This is a genomic window from Variovorax sp. RCC_210 (genome assembly GCF_041355175.1).
Classification (GTDB): Bacteria; Pseudomonadota; Gammaproteobacteria; order Burkholderiales; family Burkholderiaceae_C; genus Variovorax.
The window spans coordinates 149,086-168,691 of record NZ_JBFUPJ010000004.1 but is presented as its reverse complement, the minus strand read 5'-3'; the positions used below and the strand labels follow the sequence as shown (position 1 = coordinate 168,691).

Here is a 19,606-nt window from a genome sequence, read left to right as displayed (position 1 = left end):
TTCACTCTATTGCAACGATTGCGCCAGATCGCCTCGGGTATTCCATTAATCAGAATATTTCTTTAATTTATTCCAATCAATGGAATATCATGGCCGAAAGCAATGGATCGAATTCCACAGGAACAAGGCATGGAAAGCACTTCGGCGGTCACTTCGGCAGCTACCTCGGCAACCACGGCGGCCAGCGGCGGCGTGCCGCGCGTCTTCTCGGTGATCCGCGCGCTCGGCGCGGTGCAGGCCGAGGGCGGGCGCGTGACCCAGATCGCGCGCTCGGTGGGCCTCACGCAGGCCACCACGCACCGTCTGCTGCAGTCGCTCATGGCCGAGGGCATGGTCGAGCAGGACGAGCGCAGCAAGCTCTACCGCCTGAGCATCGACTTCTTCGCGCTGGCCGCCAGCGCGGGCAACCCCGGCGACCTGCGTTCCATCTGCCGGCCGGTGCTGCTGCGGCTGTGCGCCAGCCTGGGCGACAGCATCTTCCTGCTGGCGCGCAGCGGCTTCGACGCCATCTGCCTGGACCGCAGCGAGGGCCCGTTTCCCATCCGCTCGTTCACCGGCGACATCGGCGGGCGCATTGCGCTGGGCGTGGGGCAGGGCGCGCTGGCGATCCTGGCCTTCCTGCCCGAGGCCGAGCGCGAAGAGGTCATTCGCTTCAACCTGTCGCGTGTGCGCGAGTACGGCGTGTACGACGAGGTGTACCTGCGCACCGAGATAGAGCGCGTGCGCCAGCAGGGCTACGCGGGGCGCAACACCGGGCTGCTCGAAGGCATGGCCGGGGTGGCGGTGCCCGTGCTCGACCGCGAGGGTCGCGCGGTGGCGGCGCTGAGCGTGGGCACCATCGCCGACCGCCTGAACGCCGACCGCATGCCGACGGTGGTGGAGCTGCTCAAGCGCGAGGCGGCGGCCATCGGGCCGAAGATCAACCCGTTCGACGCCACGCTGAGGCGGCCGGCGCAGAGCCTGGCGAGTTCGCCGGCGGGGCAGAAGATTGAGCTGCCCGAGGCGCCGGGGCCGCAATAGGCCCCCAGTAGATCCCCTGCGTTGGAACGCGCGCCGCAGTCGCTACGGCTTCCAAGCCGAGGTCGCTTTGGACGCGGCCTACATTGCGAACTGGAAGTTCGACTTTGCGTGCTTACGCAGCAGTTGGGAGAGTGAGATTGTTTCGATGCTCAAGCTCGCCGCCGCGTCCGGTAGCTTGACGTCTTTTTTTGACTCCGGTGCCGACACTTCATTGGTCACCACTTTCCACGCCGCGCCCTTGTTTGCTGCGGCGGCTATGAGCCACGCATCGGCTCCTTTGGTTGCAAGAAACTTGCTGAGCGCTGCAGGAAGGTATTCGGGCTGGCGCTTCGCGACCCAGTTCGCCAGCGCAGCGTACTCGGCAACGGCCCCTTTCGACGGCAAAAAGAAATCGCTCAGTCCGGGACGCTTGCACCATTGCCGAAGAAGATCGTCTTCATTTCCGCTCATCAGTTCGTCTTTCACCTTGTCCAGGCTGAAGAAGACTCCCATGCTGTGGCCGACGTCAATCCAATCCCAGAAAAGCTGGCAAAAGTCCGGGTGATAGTGCATTCGCTTCGATGCGACAAGCACGTCGGTGTCAAGCAGGTAGGGCACGGCGTTCGTGATAGTTGATGACGTTACTTGGGGAGGTGTTCAACAAGCGGCCGGCCTGCCGCAGCCCGAGTTCGCCGGAGTGCGCGAGCCGCGCCACCGTGTCCGAGAAGCGCTTTCCATTGCGTGCGCCGAGCGTGGCATAAAAGTCGCCTCCGCCGCCTGCACTGCTCGACCTTCTCGCCGCTTCATAGATTGCGGCATACACCCCGCGCTCGATGAACCCCTCATCCAGGGCCCGGCGGGCGATGACAAGGGTGCTGACCTTGAAGACAAGTCTCAGGCTTTCAAGTTTCTCTTGCACTGTTCCGTCAAGAGCTTTCCAGCGGACCCTGAATTCTTCGGCTGGCACAAGAATCTCGGCTGCTGTCGCGTTGCTCAAGACTTCCATCGGGTGATTGGTCTGGGGAGCGGAGTCTGTAACTGCAGATTCGCCAACCCAGATATGCGCAAGCTCATGGAGCAGGGTGAAAGCCCATGCGGCCTTGGCATCCGCGCCATTCACGAAAACGACCGGGCAATGCGGGTCCACGATCGCGAAGCCGCGGAACTGCGAAACGGGCAGACCTCGACGGGTGTTGTTGCCTACGACGCCGTTCTTGAAGACCAGTACGCCTGCGCGTTCGGCCGATTGGGACAGATACGCATACAGCGCCTCGGGCGTATTGGCCTTGCGCATCGTCGATATGTCGAGCTTGAGATCTTGAAAGATCGCTGCTGCAAGCGCACGGGGCGAGCTATTGGCTTTGTGCTTGCTCACGAAAGCAAGAGGCGGCGCTCCTATGCTCGCCAGGTAATCCCGAAACCACTCCTGCTTGTAGATGACGTCGTCGTAGACATCGAAGAACTCCGCACCCAGAGGCTCCCTGTCCTGAACGTTGCGAAAGTCAGGCAGAGGAACAGGTCGTTTTGCCGGCGCCTCCTCCAAAAACAAAAAGCCCAGTGGGATTTGGTCAGCCGTGCGTACTTTTCAGCCTGACTCAGTGTGAGGCGGCCTTCCAGGATGGCCTCGGAACGTTTCGAGACCTTGACTGCAATTTCTCCCAGCGAACTTCCTGCACGCCTGGCGGCCCAAGAGAGAACCTCTGTGGACAGTTGAATCGGATGTGCGGTCATTGCGCGGTGTTGCGATCGTGGTTTGGGACTCCCACGTGGAGTCCAATGCTTTGTATCACACGAGTTTCTGCACGATGCGCCTGACCAAATGCTTGCTGCGTGATCTCACCGTGCGCGAGTGACTTTTGCAACGATGGCCGACCAAACCTTTGAACAGATCGATAGATGCCGTTCCTTCCCAAAACGCATCACGTCCTTCCATTTTTTCACTAGCCAATCGCGCGGAGTTCGCTGATATTGGCCGGCTTCCACCGTCCCGTTTGCCTTCTTTCCTTCACCTCCTTCCCCGGAGCGCGTCCATGTCCGAAGCCCACACCTCTCTTCCCGTCGCCACCGAAGTCGAGCAGCTGCTGCTGCGCCTGGGCGTGCCCCGCGAGGCGCACACCGGCGGCGAGCTCACGGTGCGCTCGCCCGTGTCCGGCGAGGTGGTCGCGCAGGTGCGCCAGACCTCGGCGGCCGAAGCGACCCAGACCATCGGCCGCGCCCACGCCGCCTACAAGGCCTGGCGCAACGTGCCGGCCCCGCGCCGCGGCGAGCTGGTGCGCCTGCTGGGCGAAGAGCTGCGCGCGGCCAAGCGCGACCTGGGCCGCCTGGTGACGCTGGAGGCCGGCAAGATCCCGTCCGAAGGCGCGGGCGAGGTGCAGGAAATGATCGACATCTGCGACTTCGCCGTGGGCCTATCGCGCCAGCTCTACGGCCTCACGCTGGCCACCGAGCGCGCCGAGCACCGCATGATGGAAACCTGGCACCCGCTGGGCGTGTGCGGCGTGATCTCGGCCTTCAACTTTCCGGTGGCCGTATGGTCGTGGAACGCGGCGCTGGCGCTGGTGTGCGGCGACTCGGTGGTGTGGAAGCCGTCCGAAAAGACCCCGCTCACCGCCCTGGCCGTGCATGCCATCGCGCAGCGCGCCATCGAACGCTTCGGCGATGCGCCCGAGGGCCTGCTGGGCCTGCTGCTCGGCCAGCGCGACATCGGCGAGCTGCTGGTGGACGACCACCGCGTGCCCATTCTCTCGGCCACCGGCTCCACGGCCATGGGCCGCCAGGTGGGGCCGAAGCTGGCCGCGCGCTTCGCCCGCGCCATTCTGGAGCTGGGCGGCAACAACGCCGCCATCGTCACGCCCTCGGCCGACCTCGACCTCACGCTGCGCGGCATCGCCTTCGCGGCCATGGGCACGGCCGGCCAGCGCTGCACCACGCTGCGGCGCCTGTTCGTGCACGACAGCGTGTACGACCAGCTGGTGCCCAAGCTGGCCAAGGTCTACGGCAACGTGCAGGTCGGCGACCCGCGCGAGGCCGGCACGCTGGTCGGCCCGCTGATCGACCGCGCCGCCTTCGACGGCATGCAGAAGGCGCTCGGCGAAAGCCGCGAGGCCGGTGCCACGGTGCACGGCGGCCAGCGCGTCGAGGGCATCGGCACGAACGACGCCTACTACGCGCGCCCCGCGCTGGTCGAGCTCAAGTCGCACGCCGGCCCGGTGCTGCGCGAGACCTTCGCGCCCATCCTCTACGTGGTGCGCTACAGCACGCTCGACGAGGCCATCGAATGGCACAACGAAGTGGGCGCGGGCCTGTCGTCGTCGATCTTCACGCTGAACGTGCGCGAGGCCGAGCGCTTCATGTCGAGCGCGGGCTCCGACTGCGGCATCGCCAACGTCAACATCGGCCCAAGCGGCGCCGAGATCGGCGGGGCCTTCGGTGGCGAGAAGGAAACCGGCGGCGGCCGCGAAGCCGGCTCCGACAGCTGGAAGGCGTACATGCGCCGCGCGACCAACACCATCAACTACTCGACCGCGTTGCCGCTTGCACAGGGCGTCACGTTCGACATCGGAGAGTAAGGCTCTCCCCCAGGCTTCGCGCACTTCGTGTCGCTGCGCCAACCCCCTTCCGGGGGCGACATCAGCGGTCCGGCAAAGCCGGCTCCGCGATGTCTCGCGAACGGGCTGTCCGCTGCTCGCGGCCAGCCTTTGCCTTGCAGATCACAACAACCACAGGAGACAGAGACCATGCACATTCCCTTCAAGACCGCGGCCACCACCGCCATCGCAACCGCCATGCTCGCGTTCGCATTCGGCGCCGCCGCGCAGACCGCCACCGGCACGCTCGACAAGATCAAGGCGAGCGGCAAGGTGGTGCTCGGCGTGCGCGAGGCCTCGCCGCCCATGGCCTACATGCTGGGCGCGGGCGAGAAGTACGTGGGCTACCACGTGGAGCTGTGCGAGCGCGTGCTGAAGGACATCGCGCCGCAGGCCAGGCTCGAGTACATGGCCGTCACCGCGCAGAACACCATTCCGCTGGTGCAGAACGGCACGCTGGACATCGGCTGCGGCCCCACCACCAACAACACCGCGCGCCAGCAGCAGGTGGCCTTCGCGCTCACCACGTACGTGAGCGAGGTGCGCATGGCCACCAAGGTCGACTCGGGCATCACCACGCTCGACCAGCTCGCGGGCCGCAACGTGTCGGCCTCGACCGGCACCACCGCCGTGCAGCTGCTGCGCAAGCGCGAGCGCGCACAGAACGTGTCCTACAACACCATGCTGGGCAAGGACCATCTCGAGAGCTTCCTGCTGATGGAGTCGGGCCGCGCCGATGCCTTCGTGCTCGACGACAACCTGCTGGCCGGCATCATCGCGAACTCGAAGAGCCCGGCGAGCTACCGCATCGTCGGCGAGGCGCTGGGCTCCGAGCCGATCGCGCTGCTCTTCCGCAAGGACGACCCGGCCTTCAAGACCGCGGTGGACGACTCGCTGCGCCGCATGATGAAGAGCGGCGACCTCGAGAAGATCTACACCAAGTGGTTCGTGGCCGCCATTCCGCCGAAGAACACCAGCCTGAACCTGCCGATGAGCCCGGCGCTCAAGCAGCTGATGGCCGAGCCCAACGACAAGCCCCTGGAGGCGTACGCCAAGTGAGCCAGCACAGCGCCACCTCCATCGCCTTTCGGCCGGCGCAGCGCGTGCGCGCCATGGGCGTGTCGGAAATTCTGCGCATCACCGACCATGCCAACGCGCTCAAGCGCGCCGGCCGCCCGGTGATCGTGCTGGGCGCGGGCGAGCCCGACTTCGACACGCCGCAGAACGTGCGCGAGGCCGCGGTGCGCGCCATCGAGCGCGGCGACACGCGCTATACCGTGCTCGACGGCAGCCCGGCGATGAAGGCGGCGGTGCAGCTGAAGTTCAGGCGCGACAACGCGCTGGACTTCGCGCTCGACGAGATCAGCGTGAGCGCGGGCGCCAAGCAGGTCATCTTCAACGCGCTGATGGCCAGCCTGGACCCGGGCGACGAAGTGATCCTGCCGGCGCCGTACTGGACGTCTTACGCGGACATCGTGCAGATCTGCGGCGGCGTGCCGGTGGCCGTGCAATGCACCGAGGCCAACGGCTTCCGGCTCGACGCGGCGCAGCTCGAGGCGGCCATCACGCCGCGCACGAAGTGGCTCTTCGTCAATTCGCCGTCGAACCCGAGCGGCGCGGCCTACAGCGCGGCGCAATTGCAGCCGCTGTGCGAGGTGCTGCTGCGGCACCCGCAGGTGTGGGTGCTGGCGGACGACATCTACGAGCACATTCTTTACGACGGCCTCGCGTTCGCCACGCCGGTGGCCGTGGAGCCGCGCCTGCGCGAGCGCACGCTGACGCTGAACGGCGTGTCGAAGGCCTACGCGATGACCGGCTGGCGCCTGGGCTACGGCGCGGGGCCGCGCGCGCTCATCGCGGCAATGGCGGTGGTGCAGAGCCAGACGACCTCGTGCCCGTCGTCGATCAGCCAGGCCGCGGCCATCGAGGCGCTGACCGGCCCGCAGGACATCGTGGCCGAGCGGTGCGCGGACTTTCAGTCGCGGCGCGACTTCGTGGTGGCCGCGCTGAACCGCGCGCCGGGGCTGCGCTGCCGCGTTCCGGAAGGCGCGTTCTATACCTTCGCGAGCTGCGCCGGGGTGCTGGGCAAGCGCACGCGCGGCGGCACGCGGCTGCAAAGCGACAGCGACTTCTGCAGTTACCTGCTGCAGGACTTCGAGGTGGCGGTGGTGCCGGGGAGCGTGTTCGGGCTGGCGCCGTATTTCCGGATTTCTTATGCGACGTCGATGTCGCAACTGGAAGAGGCGTGCAGCCGCATCGTCGCCGCGTGCAACGCCCTCGAATGACTGTGCATTTCTCCCTCCCCTTCCGGGGGAGGGGCGGGGTGGGGGCGCGCGGCATGTCAATTGCTGCCGGTGTAGCCAGCGCCGCTTGCCCCCATCCCAACCTTCCCCCGGGAGGGGAAGGAGCCGCTCTCCTTACCTTCAGCCTTTTGGAACAAGCATGACCTCACCCCGCACCGGCGGCCAGATCCTGGTCGACCAGCTCATCACCCACGGCGTGCAGCAGCTCTTCTGCGTGCCCGGCGAAAGCTTTCTCGCCGTGCTCGACGCGCTGCATGACGCATCGATCGACGTGACCGTGTGCCGCCAGGAAGGCGGCGCGACCATGATGGCCGAGGCGCAGGGCAAGCTCACCGGCAAGCCCGGCATCTGCTTCGTCACCCGAGGCCCCGGCGCCACCAACGCCGCCGCCGGCGTGCACATCGCGCACCAGGACTCCACGCCGCTGCTGCTGTTCGTCGGCCAGGTCGCGCGCGACGCGCTGGGCCGCGAGGCCTTCCAGGAGCTGGACTACGGCGCCGTGTTCGGCACCATGGCCAAGTGGGTCGTGCAGATCGACGACCCGGCGCGCCTGCCCGAGCTGGTGTCGCGCGCCTTCCATGTCGCCACCTCGGGCCGCCCCGGCCCGGTAGTGATCGCGCTGCCCGAAGACATGCTGACCGAAGCCGCCACGGTCGCCGACGCGCTGCCCTACGCCGTCACCGAAACCCACCCCGGCGCGGCGCAGCTCGCCGAGTTGCAGCAGCGCCTTGCGCAGGCGCAGCGCCCGGTCGTCATCCTGGGCGGCAGCCGCTGGTCGGAAAAGGCCGCGCTGCAGTTCGCGGATTTCGCGGCCGCGTACTCGCTGCCCGTGTACTGCTCGTTCCGCCGCCAGATGCTGCTGTCGGCCGAGCACCCCAGCTATGCAGGCGACCTGGGCCTGGGCGCCAACCCGCGCATGCTGGAGCGCATCCGCAATGCCGACCTGGTGCTGCTGGTGGGCGGGCGGCTGTCGGAGGTGCCGTCGCAGGGCTACGAGCTGCTGGCCATTCCGCAGCCGAGGCAGTCGCTGGTGCACGTGCACGCCGACGCCGACGAGCTCGGCAAGCTCTACCGCCCGGCGCAGGGCATCCACGCCACGCCGCAGGCCTTCGCCGAAGCCGTGGCCGCGCTGCGCCCCGCAGCGACGCCCGCATGGCAGGCCGAGACGAAGGCCGCGCGCGAGGACTTCCTGCGCTGGAGCGACCCGGCCCCCATCCGCATTCCGGGCCCGCTGCAGATGGGCGAGGTGATGCAGCACCTGCGCGAGGTGCTGCCGGCCGACACCATCTTCTGCAACGGCGCGGGCAACTTCGCCACCTGGGTGCACCGCTTCTGGCCGTTCCGCGCGTTTGCCAGCCAGCTGGCGCCCACCAGTGGCTCGATGGGCTACGGCCTGCCGGCCGGCGTGGGTGCCAAGCGGCTGTGGCCGCAGCGCGAGGTGGTCGTGTTCGCCGGCGACGGCGATTTCATGATGCACGGCCAGGAGTTCGCCACGGCCGTTCAGTACGGCCTGCCGATCATCGTGGTGCTGCTGGACAACGCCATGTACGGCACCATCCGCATGCACCAGGAGCGGCACTACCCTGGCCGCATCAGTGCCACGCAGCTGAAGAACCCTGATTTCCGCGGCTACGCCGAGGTGTTCGGCGGCCACGGCGAGCGCGTGACGACCACCGAAGAGTTCGGCCCCGCGCTGGCCCGCGCGCGCGCCAGCGGCAAGCCGGCCATCCTGCATTGCCTGCTGGACCCGGAAGCCATCACGCCGGCCAGCACGCTGCAGTCGATCCGCAAGGCGGCGCTGGCCGCGGCTTGATCGGGGGCGGCCCGAACGCCGGGCACCGGCCTGCGAACGGTCAGCGCAGGCCGCCGACGTAGCGCGGCGGCGGCGTGGGCGGCTGCCCATCGGGCTGCCGCGCCGCCAGCCGGGCCGCGCGCGCCACGGGTTCCATCGCCTGCTCCAGCCGCGTGGCGAGCTGGTCGAGCTCGTCGTCCTTCGTCTCGGCGGCATGCGCCCGCGTCATGCGGACGATTTCCGCGGCGTACTCCGCGTTGGTCGCCATCCATTCGGTGTCGGTCACGCGCCCATGCTTTCGCCGAAGGGCCACATGCAGGCGGGCGGCGAGGGCGATGCGTTCGCTTTCGGACATGGACGGCATGGTTCCTCCTTCGGTGCGTGCGTCAACTCCCCAGGTGCTCCCTGTGCTGTGCAAGATCGAGGCCCAGCTGCTCGCTTTGCGCGTCGACGCGCAGGCCCACCAGCGCGTGCACCAGCAAGAGCACCACCGCCGTGCCCGTGGCGCTGTAGATGGCCACGCTGCCCACCGCGATCGCCTGGGTCAGCACGTCGCCGGTGGCGCCCGAGATGCGCGCGTCGGCGAACACGCCCGTGAGCAGCGCGCCCACGATGCCGCCGATGCCGTGCACGCCGAACACGTCCAGGGAGTCGTCCGCGCCCAGCAGGTGCTTGAGCCCTGTGGCGCCCCAGTAGCAGGCCAGCCCCGCGATGGCGCCGATGGCCAGCGCGGCCAGCGGCGTGACGAAGCCCGCCGCCGGCGTGATGGCCACCAGCCCCGCCACCAGGCCCGAGCACAGCCCCAGCAGCGACGGGCTGCGCCGCACGATCCATTCGCCGACCATCCAGCTCATGGCGCCCGCGGCCGCCGCGATGTGCGTCACCAGCATCGCCAGGCCCGCGCGCCCGTCGGCCGCCACCGCCGAGCCCGCGTTGAAGCCGAACCAGCCCACCCACAGCAGGCCCGCGCCCATCATCGTCATCGCCAGGCTGTAGGGCTCGAAGGCCTCCTTGCCGTAGCCCTTGCGCGGCCCCAGCGCATAGGCGCACACCAGCCCCGCGATGCCCGCGTTGACGTGCACCACCGAGCCGCCCGCGAAGTCGAGCGCGCCCATCTGCGCGAGCCAGCCGCCCGGCTCCCACACCCAGTGCGCGACCGGCGCGTACACCAGCACGCTCCACAACAGCGCGAACCACAGCACCGCCGAGAAGCGCATGCGCTCCACGAAGGCGCCCAGCACCAGCGCGGTGGTGATGATGGCGAAGGTGAGCTGGAACATCGCGTAGACCGACTCGGGCACGTTGGGCGCCACGTGGCTCACCGCCACCTGGCCCGCTTCCTTCAGGTATTCGAAGCCCGAGAAGCCCCATTTGCCGAGGCCGCCGAGCCAGGGCCAGCCGGGCGTGAACGCGAGCGAGTAGCCCACGAGGAACCACGTCAGCGAGACCGCCGCCGCGATGGCCACCACGGCCGCCATGGTGGCCAGCACGTTCTTGCGCCGCACCATGCCCGCGTAGAAGAGCGCAATGCCGGGCAGCGTCATCAGCAGCACCAGCGCGGTCGAGGTCATCATCCACGCGGTGTCTGCCGCGTTGATGGAGGCTTGTGCTGCCAAGGCCATGGCCGGTGTCTTCTTCGAGTTGTGGACTGTGGCCTTACGTGCACAAGTCATGCCATGTCGTTAACGCTCCGACACACTTTGGTTCGACAAACGTGTTTCAGACGTAAGACAAAGCGGGTAATTCCTAATGCACTGGCGCGGTGCACGCCCTAAAGTCTGCCCACTCGCGAACGGGCCCTGCTCGTGCTGCCGAGGGTCCGAGGAGACAACTTCCCAAGCAACAAGAAAAATCTTCAAAGGCTCCGTACGAGATGCCTGGTCAGAACTTGAAAAGGCGCCGCTGGTCGGCGCCTTTTTTTATGCCTGTCCGAACGGGAAGTCCGGGTTTTTTGGCCGAGCCGAAGTGGCTCCCAAGGCATGGTGCGCATGCGCCTGCAGCTATCGTTTCGATAGCGACGTGGGTGAGACAATCCGGCCATGGAAATGCTGGTGGTCACGGGTGCCTCGCTGCTCGCGGGTTTTGTCGATTCGATCGTGGGCGGGGGCGGGTTGATCCTGGTGCCGGCGCTGTTCGCCGTGTTCCCGGGCGCACCACCGGCGACCCTGCTGGGCACCAACAAGAGCGCGTCCATTTGGGGCACGGCGGCCGCCGCGGCCCAGTTCAGCCAGCGGGTGCAGATGCGTTGGGGTGCGCTGTGGCCCGCCGCGCTGCTCGGTTTCGTCGGCGCGATGCTGGGTGCCTGGGGTGTCACGATGTTTCCCGGCGACTTCCTGCGCCGGGCGTTGCCGGTCATCCTGCTCGGGGTGTTGCTCTACACGCTGGCGCGCAAGGACATGGGCCGGCTGCACGCGCCGCGCTTCACCGGCCGCGCCGAAACCCTGGCGGCCTGCACCATCGGCCTGTCGATCGGGCTGTACGACGGCTTCTTCGGGCCGGGCGCGGGCAGCTTCCTGGTGTTCCTGTTCGTGCGCTGGATGGGCTACGACTTTCTCAACGCCTCGGCCTCCGCCAAGATCATCAACACGCTGACCAACGCCGCCGCGCTGATCCTGCTGGCGGCCAAGGGCCACGTGTGGTGGCACTACGGGCTGGTGATGGCGGTGGCCAACGTGGCGGGCAGCCTGCTGGGGACGCGCGCGGCGTTGAAGCACGGCGCGGGGTTCGTGCGCGTGGTGTTCATCGTGGTGGTGAGCGCGTTGATCCTGAAGACGGCTTACGACGCGTTTCTTCGGTAGGGGCCTGTTCGCGCGTGCCGAACGGCAGCGCATCGAACAACCACCGGAAATGAAAAAGCCCCCGAAACCGGGGGCTCGCAGAGGAAGCCGAGACGCTCACTCTTCGACAAAAGCCTCTTCGCGCTTGGCCTTGATGGAAGGCAGCAGCACGATGCCGAGCAGCAGCACCGCCGCCGCGAGCAGCCCCGCCGACAGCGGCCGCGTGACGAACACGCTCCACGCACCGCGCGACAGCAGCAGGGCGCGCCGCAGGTTCTCTTCCATCATCGGGCCCAGGATGAAGCCCAGCAGCAGCGGCGCCGGCTCCGTCCTGAGCTTGATGAACAGGTAGCCGATGAAGCCGAAGGCCGCCACCATCCACACGTCGAAGGTGTTGTTGTTGGTCGAGTACACGCCGATGGCGCAAAACAGCACGATCGCCGGGAACAGGAACTTGTAAGGCACCGACAGCAGCTTGATCCACATGCCGATCAGCGGCAGGTTCAGGATGATGAGCATCGCGTTGCCGATCCACATCGAGGCGATCAGGCCCCAGAACAGCTCGGGGTTGCTGGTCATCACCTGCGGGCCGGGCTGGATGTTGTGGATGGTCATGGCACCCACCATCAGCGCCATCACCGCGTTGGGCGGAATGCCCAGCGTGAGCAGCGGAATGAAGGAAGTCTGCGCGCCGGCGTTGTTGGCCGACTCGGGCGACGCCACGCCGCGGATGTTGCCCTTGCCGAAGGGCATTTCGCCCGGGCGCATCTTGATCTTCTTTTCCAGCGCATACGCTGCGAACGACGCCAGCAGCGCGCCGCCGCCCGGCAGGATGCCCAGGGCCGAGCCCAGCGCCGTGCCGCGCAGCACCGCCGGCGTCATGCGCTTGAAGTCTTCCTTGGTGGGCCACAGGCCCTTCACCTTGTGCGTGAACACCTCGCGCTCGTCGTCGGGCTGCGACAGGTTGCCGATGATTTCGCCGTAGCCGAACACGCCCATGGCGATCACCACGAAGCCGATGCCGTCGGTGAGTTCGGGCACGTCGAAGCTGAAGCGCGCCACGCCCGAATTGACGTCGGTGCCCACGATGCCCAGCAGCAGGCCCAGCACGATCATGGCCACCGCCTTGATCAGCGAGCCCGAGGCCAGCACCACCGCGCCGATCAGGCCCAGCGTCATCAGCGAGAAGTATTCGGCCGGGCCGAACTTGAACGCCAGCTCGGTCAGCGGCGGCGCGAAGGCGGCCAGGATGAGCGTGCCCACGCAGCCGGCAAAGAACGAGCCCAGGCCCGCCGCGGCCAGCGCCGGACCCGCGCGGCCCTGCCTTGCCATCTGATAGCCGTCGATGCAGGTGACCACTGACGAAGACTCGCCCGGCAGGTTGACCAGGATGGCCGTCGTGGATCCGCCGTACTGCGCGCCGTAGTAGATGCCGGCCAGCATGATCAGCGCCGACACGGGCGGCAGCGCGTAGGTGGCGGGCAGCAGCATCGCGATGGTCGCGACCGGCCCGATGCCCGGCAGCACGCCAATGAGCGTGCCCAGGATGCAGCCCAGCAGGCAGTACAGCAGGTTGGTGAAGGTGAAGGCGACGCCGAAACCGATGGAAAGGTTGTGGATCAGGTCCATGGTGTTCGCTCCTCAGCCCGAAATGAAAGTGGGCCAGACCTGGATCTGGAGCTTCAGCGCCCAGATGAAGGCCACATAGCTGCCGGCCGCCAGGATGGTCGAGAGAACCAGCACGTCGCGCAGCTTGAAGTGCTCGCCGGCCATGCTCGAGATGATGGTGAGCGCGTAGATGGCGATGATCATTCCCATCGCCGGCAGCCCGATGCTGGGCAGACCGCCCAGCAGCACGCCGAAGGCCAGGTTGGCGCCGAGCACGAAGGCCAGCGGCTTCCAGGCCCATTTGCCGATCGGGTCGCCGTCGGTGGTTTCGACCACCAGGGCCTGGAACATGATGATGGCGCCCAGCACGGCCAGCAGGATGCCCAGCATCAGCGGGAAGTACCCCGGCCCCATGCGGGCGCCGTCGCCGATGGTGTACGTGGTGGCGCCTATCGCGAAGGCCCCTCCCACGCTGGTGAACATGACTCCTGAAAAGAAGTCCGCCTGACTCTTGATGCGCATGTCTCGCCCCTCTTGTTTTGGAGGGGTGAGGGTCGTTCCGCGCGGCTGACCGTTGGCTGACCGCGAGGGTACGGACAAATGCTTACCGGGTTTCTATTAGGGTGACCTGACCGCCGGGGTCGAAGGCTGGCGCAGAAACGAAAAAAGCTCCCGAAAGAGCTTTTTCTTTTCATTCGAAGCGCCGAAACGCTTCGAGAGCAGGGAAGGGCTTAGTAGCCGCCGCGGCCACCGCCGCCGCCGCCGTAACCGCCGCCACCACCGCTGCGGCCACCGCCGCCGCCGCCGTAGCCGCCGCCACCACCGCCGTAGCCGCCACCGCCGCCGCCACCACCGTAGCCGCCGCCACCACCACCGCCGGTGCGGGGGGGACGAGCTTCCATCGGACGGGCTTCGTTCACCGTCAGGGCGCGGCCCTGCAGGGAATGGCCGTTCATGGCTTCGATGGCTGCGAGTGCTTCAGCGTCCGTGCCCATTTCGACAAAGCCGAAGCCCTTCGAACGACCGGTGTCGCGTTCCATCATGACCTTGGCGCTGACGATCGAGCCGAACTCGCCGAAAGCTTGTTCCAGGTCGTTGTCACGCACGGAGTAGGCGAGGTTGCCTACGTAGAGTTTCTTGCCCATTGAGGGACTCCTAATTCAAACCAACAAGACAAAGCGATGGAGTCCCAGAATCACAACAAACAAGTGCGCTGTGGCGCGAAACTGACCGATCACCGAATTACGTGCACGGGAGACAAAGCTCACAGACACGTGGGCCGGATTATCAGCCCCAATTGCAAAAAGCGTTGGAAATTCGTGTGTTATTGAGAAACATCGCGAGCCGGCGGGCGGTTTCGCAACGGTTTGAGCAGGTCTGAAAGGCCGTTGTGGTCTATTTCATGCATCAAATCGAGCAGTCGGCCAATTTCTCCTGAGGGAAAACCCTCGCGTGCAAACCAGGTCAGGTAATTTCCGGGCAAATCGGCAATCAGCGTGCCCTTGTGCTTGCCAAAGGGCATTTGAAGGGTCACCAGGCGCTGCAGGTCTTCGGGTTTCATCGTGCGGCTAGCCTCCGGCCCGCTTGACGGTGTGGCCCTGCTTCACGAGGGCGGCGATCACGGTGTCGCGGTGGTCGCCCTGGATTTCGATCACGCCGTCCTTCACCGTGCCGCCCGAACCGCAGGCGGTTTTCAGCTGCTTGCCCAGCGCCGCGAGGCCTTCGGCGTTCAGCGCCACGCCCTTCACCACGGTCACGCCCTTGCCTTTGCGGCCCTTGGTCTCGTGCGATACACGCACAATGCCGTCGGTGGCCGGCACGCGCGCCTTGAGTTCCTTGCAGCGGCATTGGGCCGCCGGCTCGCCGCAGTCCGGGCACATGCGCCCGCCCGCCTCGGTGGAGTACACCAGGGCGCTGCCGGCTTGATTGCGCTGTTTCATCGTCGACATTCGATACGTCTCTTCTCTATCTCGGGTTTTTCTCTCTGTCTGCTCACATGCCATTCGATTCACTGGGCCTGGCCCCCGCGCTCGTGCAGGCTGCCGCCGAAAGCGGCTACGCCGCGCCGACCGCCATCCAGGCCGCGGCCATCCCCGCGATTCTGCAAGGTCGCGACGTGCGGGGCTCGGCGCAGACCGGCTCCGGCAAGACCGCCGCATTTTCCCTTCCGCTGCTGCAGCGCCTGGGCAGCGAGCGCGCCGCGCAGGCCGAAGGCCCCCGCCGCGTGCGCGCCCTGGTGCTCGTGCCCACGCGCGAACTCGCGGCCCAGGTCGGCGAAACCCTGCGCAGCCTGGCGCAGCACCTGCCCGAACGGCTGAAGATCGTCGTCGCCTTCGGCGGCGTGTCGATCAACCCGCAGATGATGGGCCTGCGCGGCGGTGCCGACATCGTCGTGGCCACGCCGGGCCGGCTGCTCGACCTGGTCGAGCACAACGCGTTGCGGCTCGCCGCCGTGTCCACGCTGGTGCTCGACGAGGCCGACCGCCTGTTCGACCTGGGCTTTGCCGAGGAACTCGGCCGCATCCTCGCGCTGCTGCCCGCCAAGCGGCAGAACCTGCTGTTCTCCGCCACCTTCCCGCCCGCCATCCAGGCGCTGGCCGACGGCATGCTGCACGAGCCCGCGGTGATCGACGTGCAGGGCGAGCCCGGCACCGAGCCCAACATCGTGCAACGCGTGATCGAGGTCGACGCCATCCGCCGCACCCAGCTGCTGCGCCACCTGCTCAAGCAGCACGAAGGCGAATGGGACCGCGTGCTGGTGTTCGTCGCCACGCAGCATGCGGCACAGATCGTGGCCGAGAAGCTCTACAAGAACGGCATCTACGCGGTGCCCTTCCACGGCGACATCGCGCAGGGCACGCGCACCGACATCCTGTCGCAGTTCAAGCAGAGCCGCTGGGACGTGGTGATTGCCACCGACCTGGCGGCGCGCGGCATCGACATCGCGCAGCTGCCGGTGGTCATCAACTACGACCTGCCGCGCTCGCCGACCGACTACATCCACCGCATCGGCCGCACCGGGCGCGCAGGCGAAAGCGGCCTGGCGATCAGCTTCGTGAGCGCGTCGACCGAGGCGCACTTCCAGCTGATCGAGAAGCGCCAGGGCCTGAGCCTGCCGCGCGAGCGCATCGAAGGCTTCGAGCCGACCGAGGTGGCCGTGCCGGTGACGGACACGTCGGGCACCGGCGGCGTCAAGGGCAAGCGGCCGAGCAAGAAGGACAAGCTGCGCGCGGCGGCGAAGGCCGCGCAAGCCGGTGGCGACAACAACGGAAACGACGGCGGGCTCTGAGCCCGATTTGCTTGGTTGCGTCCCCAGTTCCGCCTGGGTTCCGCCTCAGCCCCGCCCGGCGTGGAACGACGCCGGCGAATGCTTCGCCAGCTCCGCCAGCAGCAGCGTCCAGCCGCGCGTGCCTTCGCCGATCGACTTCAGCCTGAAGAACTCGTTCGGCGCGTGCACGTCCTCGTCGGGCAGGTTGAAGCCGAACATCAGCGTGTCGATGCCCAGCATCTCCTTGAAGATCGCCGTCACCGGCACGCTCGCGCCCAGGCGCACGTGAATGGGCCGGCGGCCGCTCTCGCGCTCCAGCACCGCCTCGGCCGCGCGCACCAGCGGATGGTCCGCGGCGAGCGTCGATGCGGGCGAGCCATCGTTCATCGCCACCACGTCGAGCGTGCAGCCTTCGGGGCAATGGCGTTGCAGGTGGCGCAGCACCGCGCGGATCACCGTGGCCGGGTCCTGCCCCGCGACCACGCGCGGCGTGAGCTTGGCCTGCGCCTCGCAGGGCACGATGGTCTTGCCCCCGCCGCCGGTGTAGCCGCCCCACAGGCCGTTGACGTCGAGCGCGGGCCGCAGCGTGACGCGCTCGCGCGCCGTGTAGCCCGGCTCGCCATGCGCGCTGCCGCCGACGTCCGAGAAGAACGCGGCCTCGTCGTACGGAAACGCGGCCGTGTCGTCGCGCTGCCGCGCGGTCGGCGGCAACGCGCCGTCGTGGAAGCCTTCGACCGCCACGCTGCCGTCCGCATGGTGCAGCGACGCCACCAGCCGCGCCATCTCGTGCAGCGCGTTGCGCACGCTGCCGCCGTAGCGGCCCGAATGCAGGTCCTTGTGCGCGGTGCGCAGCCGCACCTCGAGCTGCGCGTTGCCGCGCGCGCCGGTGTTGATGGTGGGCACCTCGGCGCTGGCGCGACCGCCGTCGGCGGAAAGCACCGCGTCGGCCTGCAGCAGCGCGCGGTGGCGTTCGACCAGCGTGCGCAGCGACGGGCTGCCCGTTTCTTCCTCGCCTTCGAGAAATACCTTGATGTTCACCGGGCAGGCGCCCTGCACCGCGAGAAACGCGGCAATCACTTCCAGCGCGATGGTGGTCGAGCCCTTCACGTCGGAAGTGCCACGGGCGTAGAGCCGGCCGTTCACCTCCGTGGGCTCGAAGGGCGGCGTGCGCCACTGGTCGACGGGGTCGGCCGGCTGCACGTCGTAGTGGCCGTAGACCATGAGCGTGGGCTTGCCCGGCGCGCCGTTCCATTCGCCATACACGGCAGGCTCGCCGCCACCGTCGAGCAGCCGCACGTTGGCCAGGCCGATGTGTTCCAGCCGCTCGACAAGAAAGCGGCGCGCGTTGTGCATGCCCTGCCCGAAGGCCGGGTCGGCGCTCACGCTCGGTATGCGCAGGAAGGCCTTGAGCCAGTCCACGATCTCGGGTTGCCGCGCCGCGAGGTGGTCGATGACGTGTTGTTCGTTCATGGGGAATCCGTTGGGGGTCTGTAGGTCAGGGTTCAGTACAGCGGTGGGAACACGGCAGGCCCCCACAGCGTGTCGCACTTGTGCGCCTGCTCGAACGCGTTGCGCGAGGTCTCGACGGCGGGGTAGCTGAAGTCGATCAGCGCGCGGTCCGACGGTCCCGTGAAGCGCGGCCAGGGCGTGGCGACCTCGCGGCCGTCGCCGTTCGGATCGCCGTTCTTCGCGAAGTTGAGCAGGTACGAAACCATCTGCGCCGACAGCGCCTTGCGCTGCGCCGTGGTGGCCGCGTCGGGCGTGGCGCTGCCGGGGTCGAAGTACGGGTAGCTGGGCAGCGCATCGACCGTGCCGGTGAAGTAGTAGCTGTCCATGCCGTGCGCGGTGCCGTAATAAAAGGCCTTTGAGCTATTGAGGCTCGCTGGGAACGAGAGCTGCGGGTCGGTCAGCTCCCAGCCGTACACCGGCACCCAGGCCGACAGCGCATCGCGCCGCGCGCTGTTGCCGCAGGCGTACAGCGCGTCGCCCATGGCCCGCGCGAAGCCCTGCGCGGGCACGGCGTAGCTGCCGACCGGGTACGCCGCCTCGATGGCCGTGGTGTCGTAGCCCGCCGGTGCCAGGCTGCGCAGGTACAGCGGGTAGTTGTCGGCGCTCAGCTTCGTGTCGACGAACAGCGTGCCCTCGTCGTACACGCCGCCGATCATCACGGGCACCTGGTTGAAGTTGCCGCTCTGGAAGGCGCGCGCGGGCACCTGCGTGATGACCTGCGCGTCCACCGTGGGCCGCCACTTGAGCCCGCCCTGGCCGAGCAGCGCGGACACGGGCAGCGCGCGCAGGCAGGCGACCACGTCGGCGGCGGTGTTGCAGCCGAGGTTCTTCACCGCCGTGTCACCGACGGCCAGCGAGGTGTCCATGCTCGGGTTCGAGTACTCGGCCGAACCGCCGCTCTGCATCACCGCGCGCTGGAACAGCCCCTTGGCCTTGGGCGACTGCAGCAGCGAGAAGCTCTGCGTGGCGCCGGCCGAGGTGCCCCACAGCGTGACGTTGCCCGCGTCGCCGCCGAAGGCCGCGATGTTCTTCTGCACCCAGCCCAGCGCGGCGAGCTGGTCCATCACCGCGAAGTTGCCGAGGCTGCCGTCCTTGTTGGCCGCGCGCAGCGCCTGGTTGGCCAGGTAGCCGAGGGCACCCAGCCGGTAGTTCAGGCTGACCACCACCACGCCGCGGCTGGCCAGCGGGCTCGGGCCCATCTCGCCCGAGCCGAGCGTGAAGGCGCCGCCGTGGATGTAGAAGACCACCGGCAGCCGGTCGCCGGGCTTCGTGCCCGCGGGTTTCCACACGTTCAGGTAGAGGCAGTCTTCGGCAATCGGCGACGACACCGCGCCGGGCGCCTGCGGGCAGGCGTTGCCGAAGGCCTTGGCCTGCAGCGTGCCGGTGCGCGCGGCCGGCGGTTGCGGTGGCGCCCAGCGCAGCGCGCCCACCGGCGCCTGCGCATAGGGAATGCCGAGGAAGGACACCACCTCGGCGCCGGCCGTGCCCGCGACCTGGCCTTCGGTGGTGGTGGCGAGCGAGAGATCCTGCGCGGGTGGTGGCGCCACCGGCGCCGGGGGCTCGGCTGTCGCGGGTGTGGCGGAAGGTGGCAGCGCGATGCCGCCGAACCCCGTGCCGCCCCCGCCGCCGCCGCAGGCGGAGAGCGACAGCGCGAGCGCCAGGGTCAGCGCGAGGCCGGGGATGTGTCCGTTCTTCATGAATGCGTCTCCTCGAAGGGAACCGAATGGCGATGGAGTGGCGAGGGGGTGGAAGGACCGCGACCG

General features: G+C 67.8%; 18 protein-coding genes. 7 read left to right on the top strand and 11 right to left on the bottom strand.

Annotation, left to right across the window (positions count from 1 at the left end):
* The first annotated feature begins 129 nt into the window (after positions 1-129).
* Positions 130-1,020, top strand: coding sequence for an IclR family transcriptional regulator (locus tag AB6807_RS15625; RefSeq protein WP_371085296.1), 891 nt, complete (start codon positions 130-132; stop codon positions 1,018-1,020).
* Positions 1,021-1,098: 78 nt separating this feature from the next.
* Here AB6807_RS15625 and AB6807_RS15620 read toward each other — a convergent pair whose 3' ends face one another.
* Entirely contained in the window at positions 1,099-1,617 is a 519-nt protein-coding gene (locus AB6807_RS15620; protein WP_371085295.1) for a DUF4411 family protein, read from the bottom strand.
* Positions 1,601-2,548: an ImmA/IrrE family metallo-endopeptidase gene (locus AB6807_RS15615; RefSeq protein WP_371085294.1), complete on the bottom strand. Its 948-nt coding sequence runs from the start codon at positions 2,546-2,548 to the stop codon at positions 1,601-1,603. The genes AB6807_RS15620 and AB6807_RS15615 overlap by 17 nt, the downstream gene beginning before the upstream one ends.
* A gap of 481 nt (positions 2,549-3,029) precedes the next feature.
* Between AB6807_RS15615 and AB6807_RS15610 the strand changes: the two genes are divergently transcribed.
* The 4 genes from AB6807_RS15610 (at position 3,030) to AB6807_RS15595 (ending at position 8,702) form a co-directional block, all read left to right on the top strand.
* Complete coding sequence (locus AB6807_RS15610; RefSeq protein WP_371085293.1) at positions 3,030-4,568, top strand: aldehyde dehydrogenase family protein; 1,539 nt, start codon at positions 3,030-3,032, stop codon at positions 4,566-4,568.
* A gap of 168 nt (positions 4,569-4,736) precedes the next feature.
* Positions 4,737-5,645, top strand: a complete 909-nt coding sequence (locus AB6807_RS15605; protein WP_371085292.1) for an amino acid ABC transporter substrate-binding protein — start codon at positions 4,737-4,739, stop codon at positions 5,643-5,645.
* Positions 5,646-5,698: 53 nt separating this feature from the next.
* Positions 5,699-6,871, top strand: coding sequence for a pyridoxal phosphate-dependent aminotransferase (locus AB6807_RS15600; protein ID WP_371085430.1), 1,173 nt, complete (start codon positions 5,699-5,701; stop codon positions 6,869-6,871).
* Positions 6,872-7,028: 157 nt separating this feature from the next.
* The gene (locus AB6807_RS15595) at positions 7,029-8,702 is read left to right on the top strand and encodes a thiamine pyrophosphate-binding protein (RefSeq protein ID WP_371085291.1); all 1,674 of its coding nucleotides are present in this window, start codon (positions 7,029-7,031) and stop codon (positions 8,700-8,702) included.
* A gap of 40 nt (positions 8,703-8,742) precedes the next feature.
* On the opposite strand, the gene AB6807_RS15590 is transcribed toward AB6807_RS15595, so the two are convergent.
* Positions 8,743-9,045, bottom strand: a complete 303-nt coding sequence (locus AB6807_RS15590) for a hypothetical protein (protein WP_116911452.1) — start codon at positions 9,043-9,045, stop codon at positions 8,743-8,745.
* Positions 9,046-9,067: 22 nt separating this feature from the next.
* Complete coding sequence (locus AB6807_RS15585; protein WP_116911451.1) at positions 9,068-10,303, bottom strand: ammonium transporter; 1,236 nt, start codon at positions 10,301-10,303, stop codon at positions 9,068-9,070.
* 417 nt (positions 10,304-10,720) lie between these two features.
* Here AB6807_RS15585 and AB6807_RS15580 point away from each other — a divergent pair, with 417 nt between their 5' ends.
* Positions 10,721-11,479 (top strand): TSUP family transporter, encoded by a 759-nt coding sequence (locus tag AB6807_RS15580; protein WP_371085290.1) that lies wholly within the window; start codon positions 10,721-10,723, stop codon positions 11,477-11,479.
* A gap of 96 nt (positions 11,480-11,575) precedes the next feature.
* On the opposite strand, the gene AB6807_RS15575 is transcribed toward AB6807_RS15580, so the two are convergent.
* The 5 genes from AB6807_RS15575 to AB6807_RS15555 all read right to left on the bottom strand — a co-directional run bounded on the left by AB6807_RS15575 (position 11,576) and on the right by AB6807_RS15555 (position 15,015).
* On the bottom strand, positions 11,576-13,087 hold the full coding sequence (locus AB6807_RS15575) for a tripartite tricarboxylate transporter permease (RefSeq protein ID WP_116911449.1): 1,512 nt from the start codon (positions 13,085-13,087) through the stop codon (positions 11,576-11,578).
* A gap of 12 nt (positions 13,088-13,099) precedes the next feature.
* Positions 13,100-13,588 carry a tripartite tricarboxylate transporter TctB family protein gene (locus AB6807_RS15570; protein ID WP_116911448.1) on the bottom strand — a complete coding sequence of 163 codons (489 nt, stop codon included), beginning with the start codon at positions 13,586-13,588 and terminating at the stop codon, positions 13,100-13,102.
* A 209-nt stretch (positions 13,589-13,797) separates the two neighbouring features.
* Positions 13,798-14,211: an RNA-binding protein gene (locus AB6807_RS15565; protein WP_108139928.1), complete on the bottom strand. Its 414-nt coding sequence runs from the start codon at positions 14,209-14,211 to the stop codon at positions 13,798-13,800.
* A gap of 179 nt (positions 14,212-14,390) precedes the next feature.
* Positions 14,391-14,627, bottom strand: coding sequence for a DUF3820 family protein (locus AB6807_RS15560; protein WP_371085289.1), 237 nt, complete (start codon positions 14,625-14,627; stop codon positions 14,391-14,393).
* Between the two features lie 7 nt (positions 14,628-14,634).
* Positions 14,635-15,015, bottom strand: coding sequence for a translation initiation factor Sui1 (locus AB6807_RS15555; RefSeq protein WP_371085288.1), 381 nt, complete (start codon positions 15,013-15,015; stop codon positions 14,635-14,637).
* 47 nt (positions 15,016-15,062) lie between these two features.
* On the opposite strand from AB6807_RS15555, the gene AB6807_RS15550 reads away from it, so the two are divergent.
* Positions 15,063-16,355 (top strand): DEAD/DEAH box helicase, encoded by a 1,293-nt coding sequence (locus tag AB6807_RS15550; protein ID WP_371085287.1) that lies wholly within the window; start codon positions 15,063-15,065, stop codon positions 16,353-16,355.
* Positions 16,356-16,400: 45 nt separating this feature from the next.
* Here the strand turns inward: AB6807_RS15550 and AB6807_RS15545 are convergent, their stop codons facing one another.
* Positions 16,401-17,804 carry a dipeptidase gene (locus AB6807_RS15545; RefSeq protein ID WP_371085286.1) on the bottom strand — a complete coding sequence of 468 codons (1,404 nt, stop codon included), beginning with the start codon at positions 17,802-17,804 and terminating at the stop codon, positions 16,401-16,403.
* 32 nt (positions 17,805-17,836) lie between these two features.
* Entirely contained in the window at positions 17,837-19,540 is a 1,704-nt protein-coding gene (locus AB6807_RS15540) for a carboxylesterase/lipase family protein (protein WP_371085285.1), read from the bottom strand.
* Between the last annotated feature and the right edge of the window lie 66 nt (positions 19,541-19,606).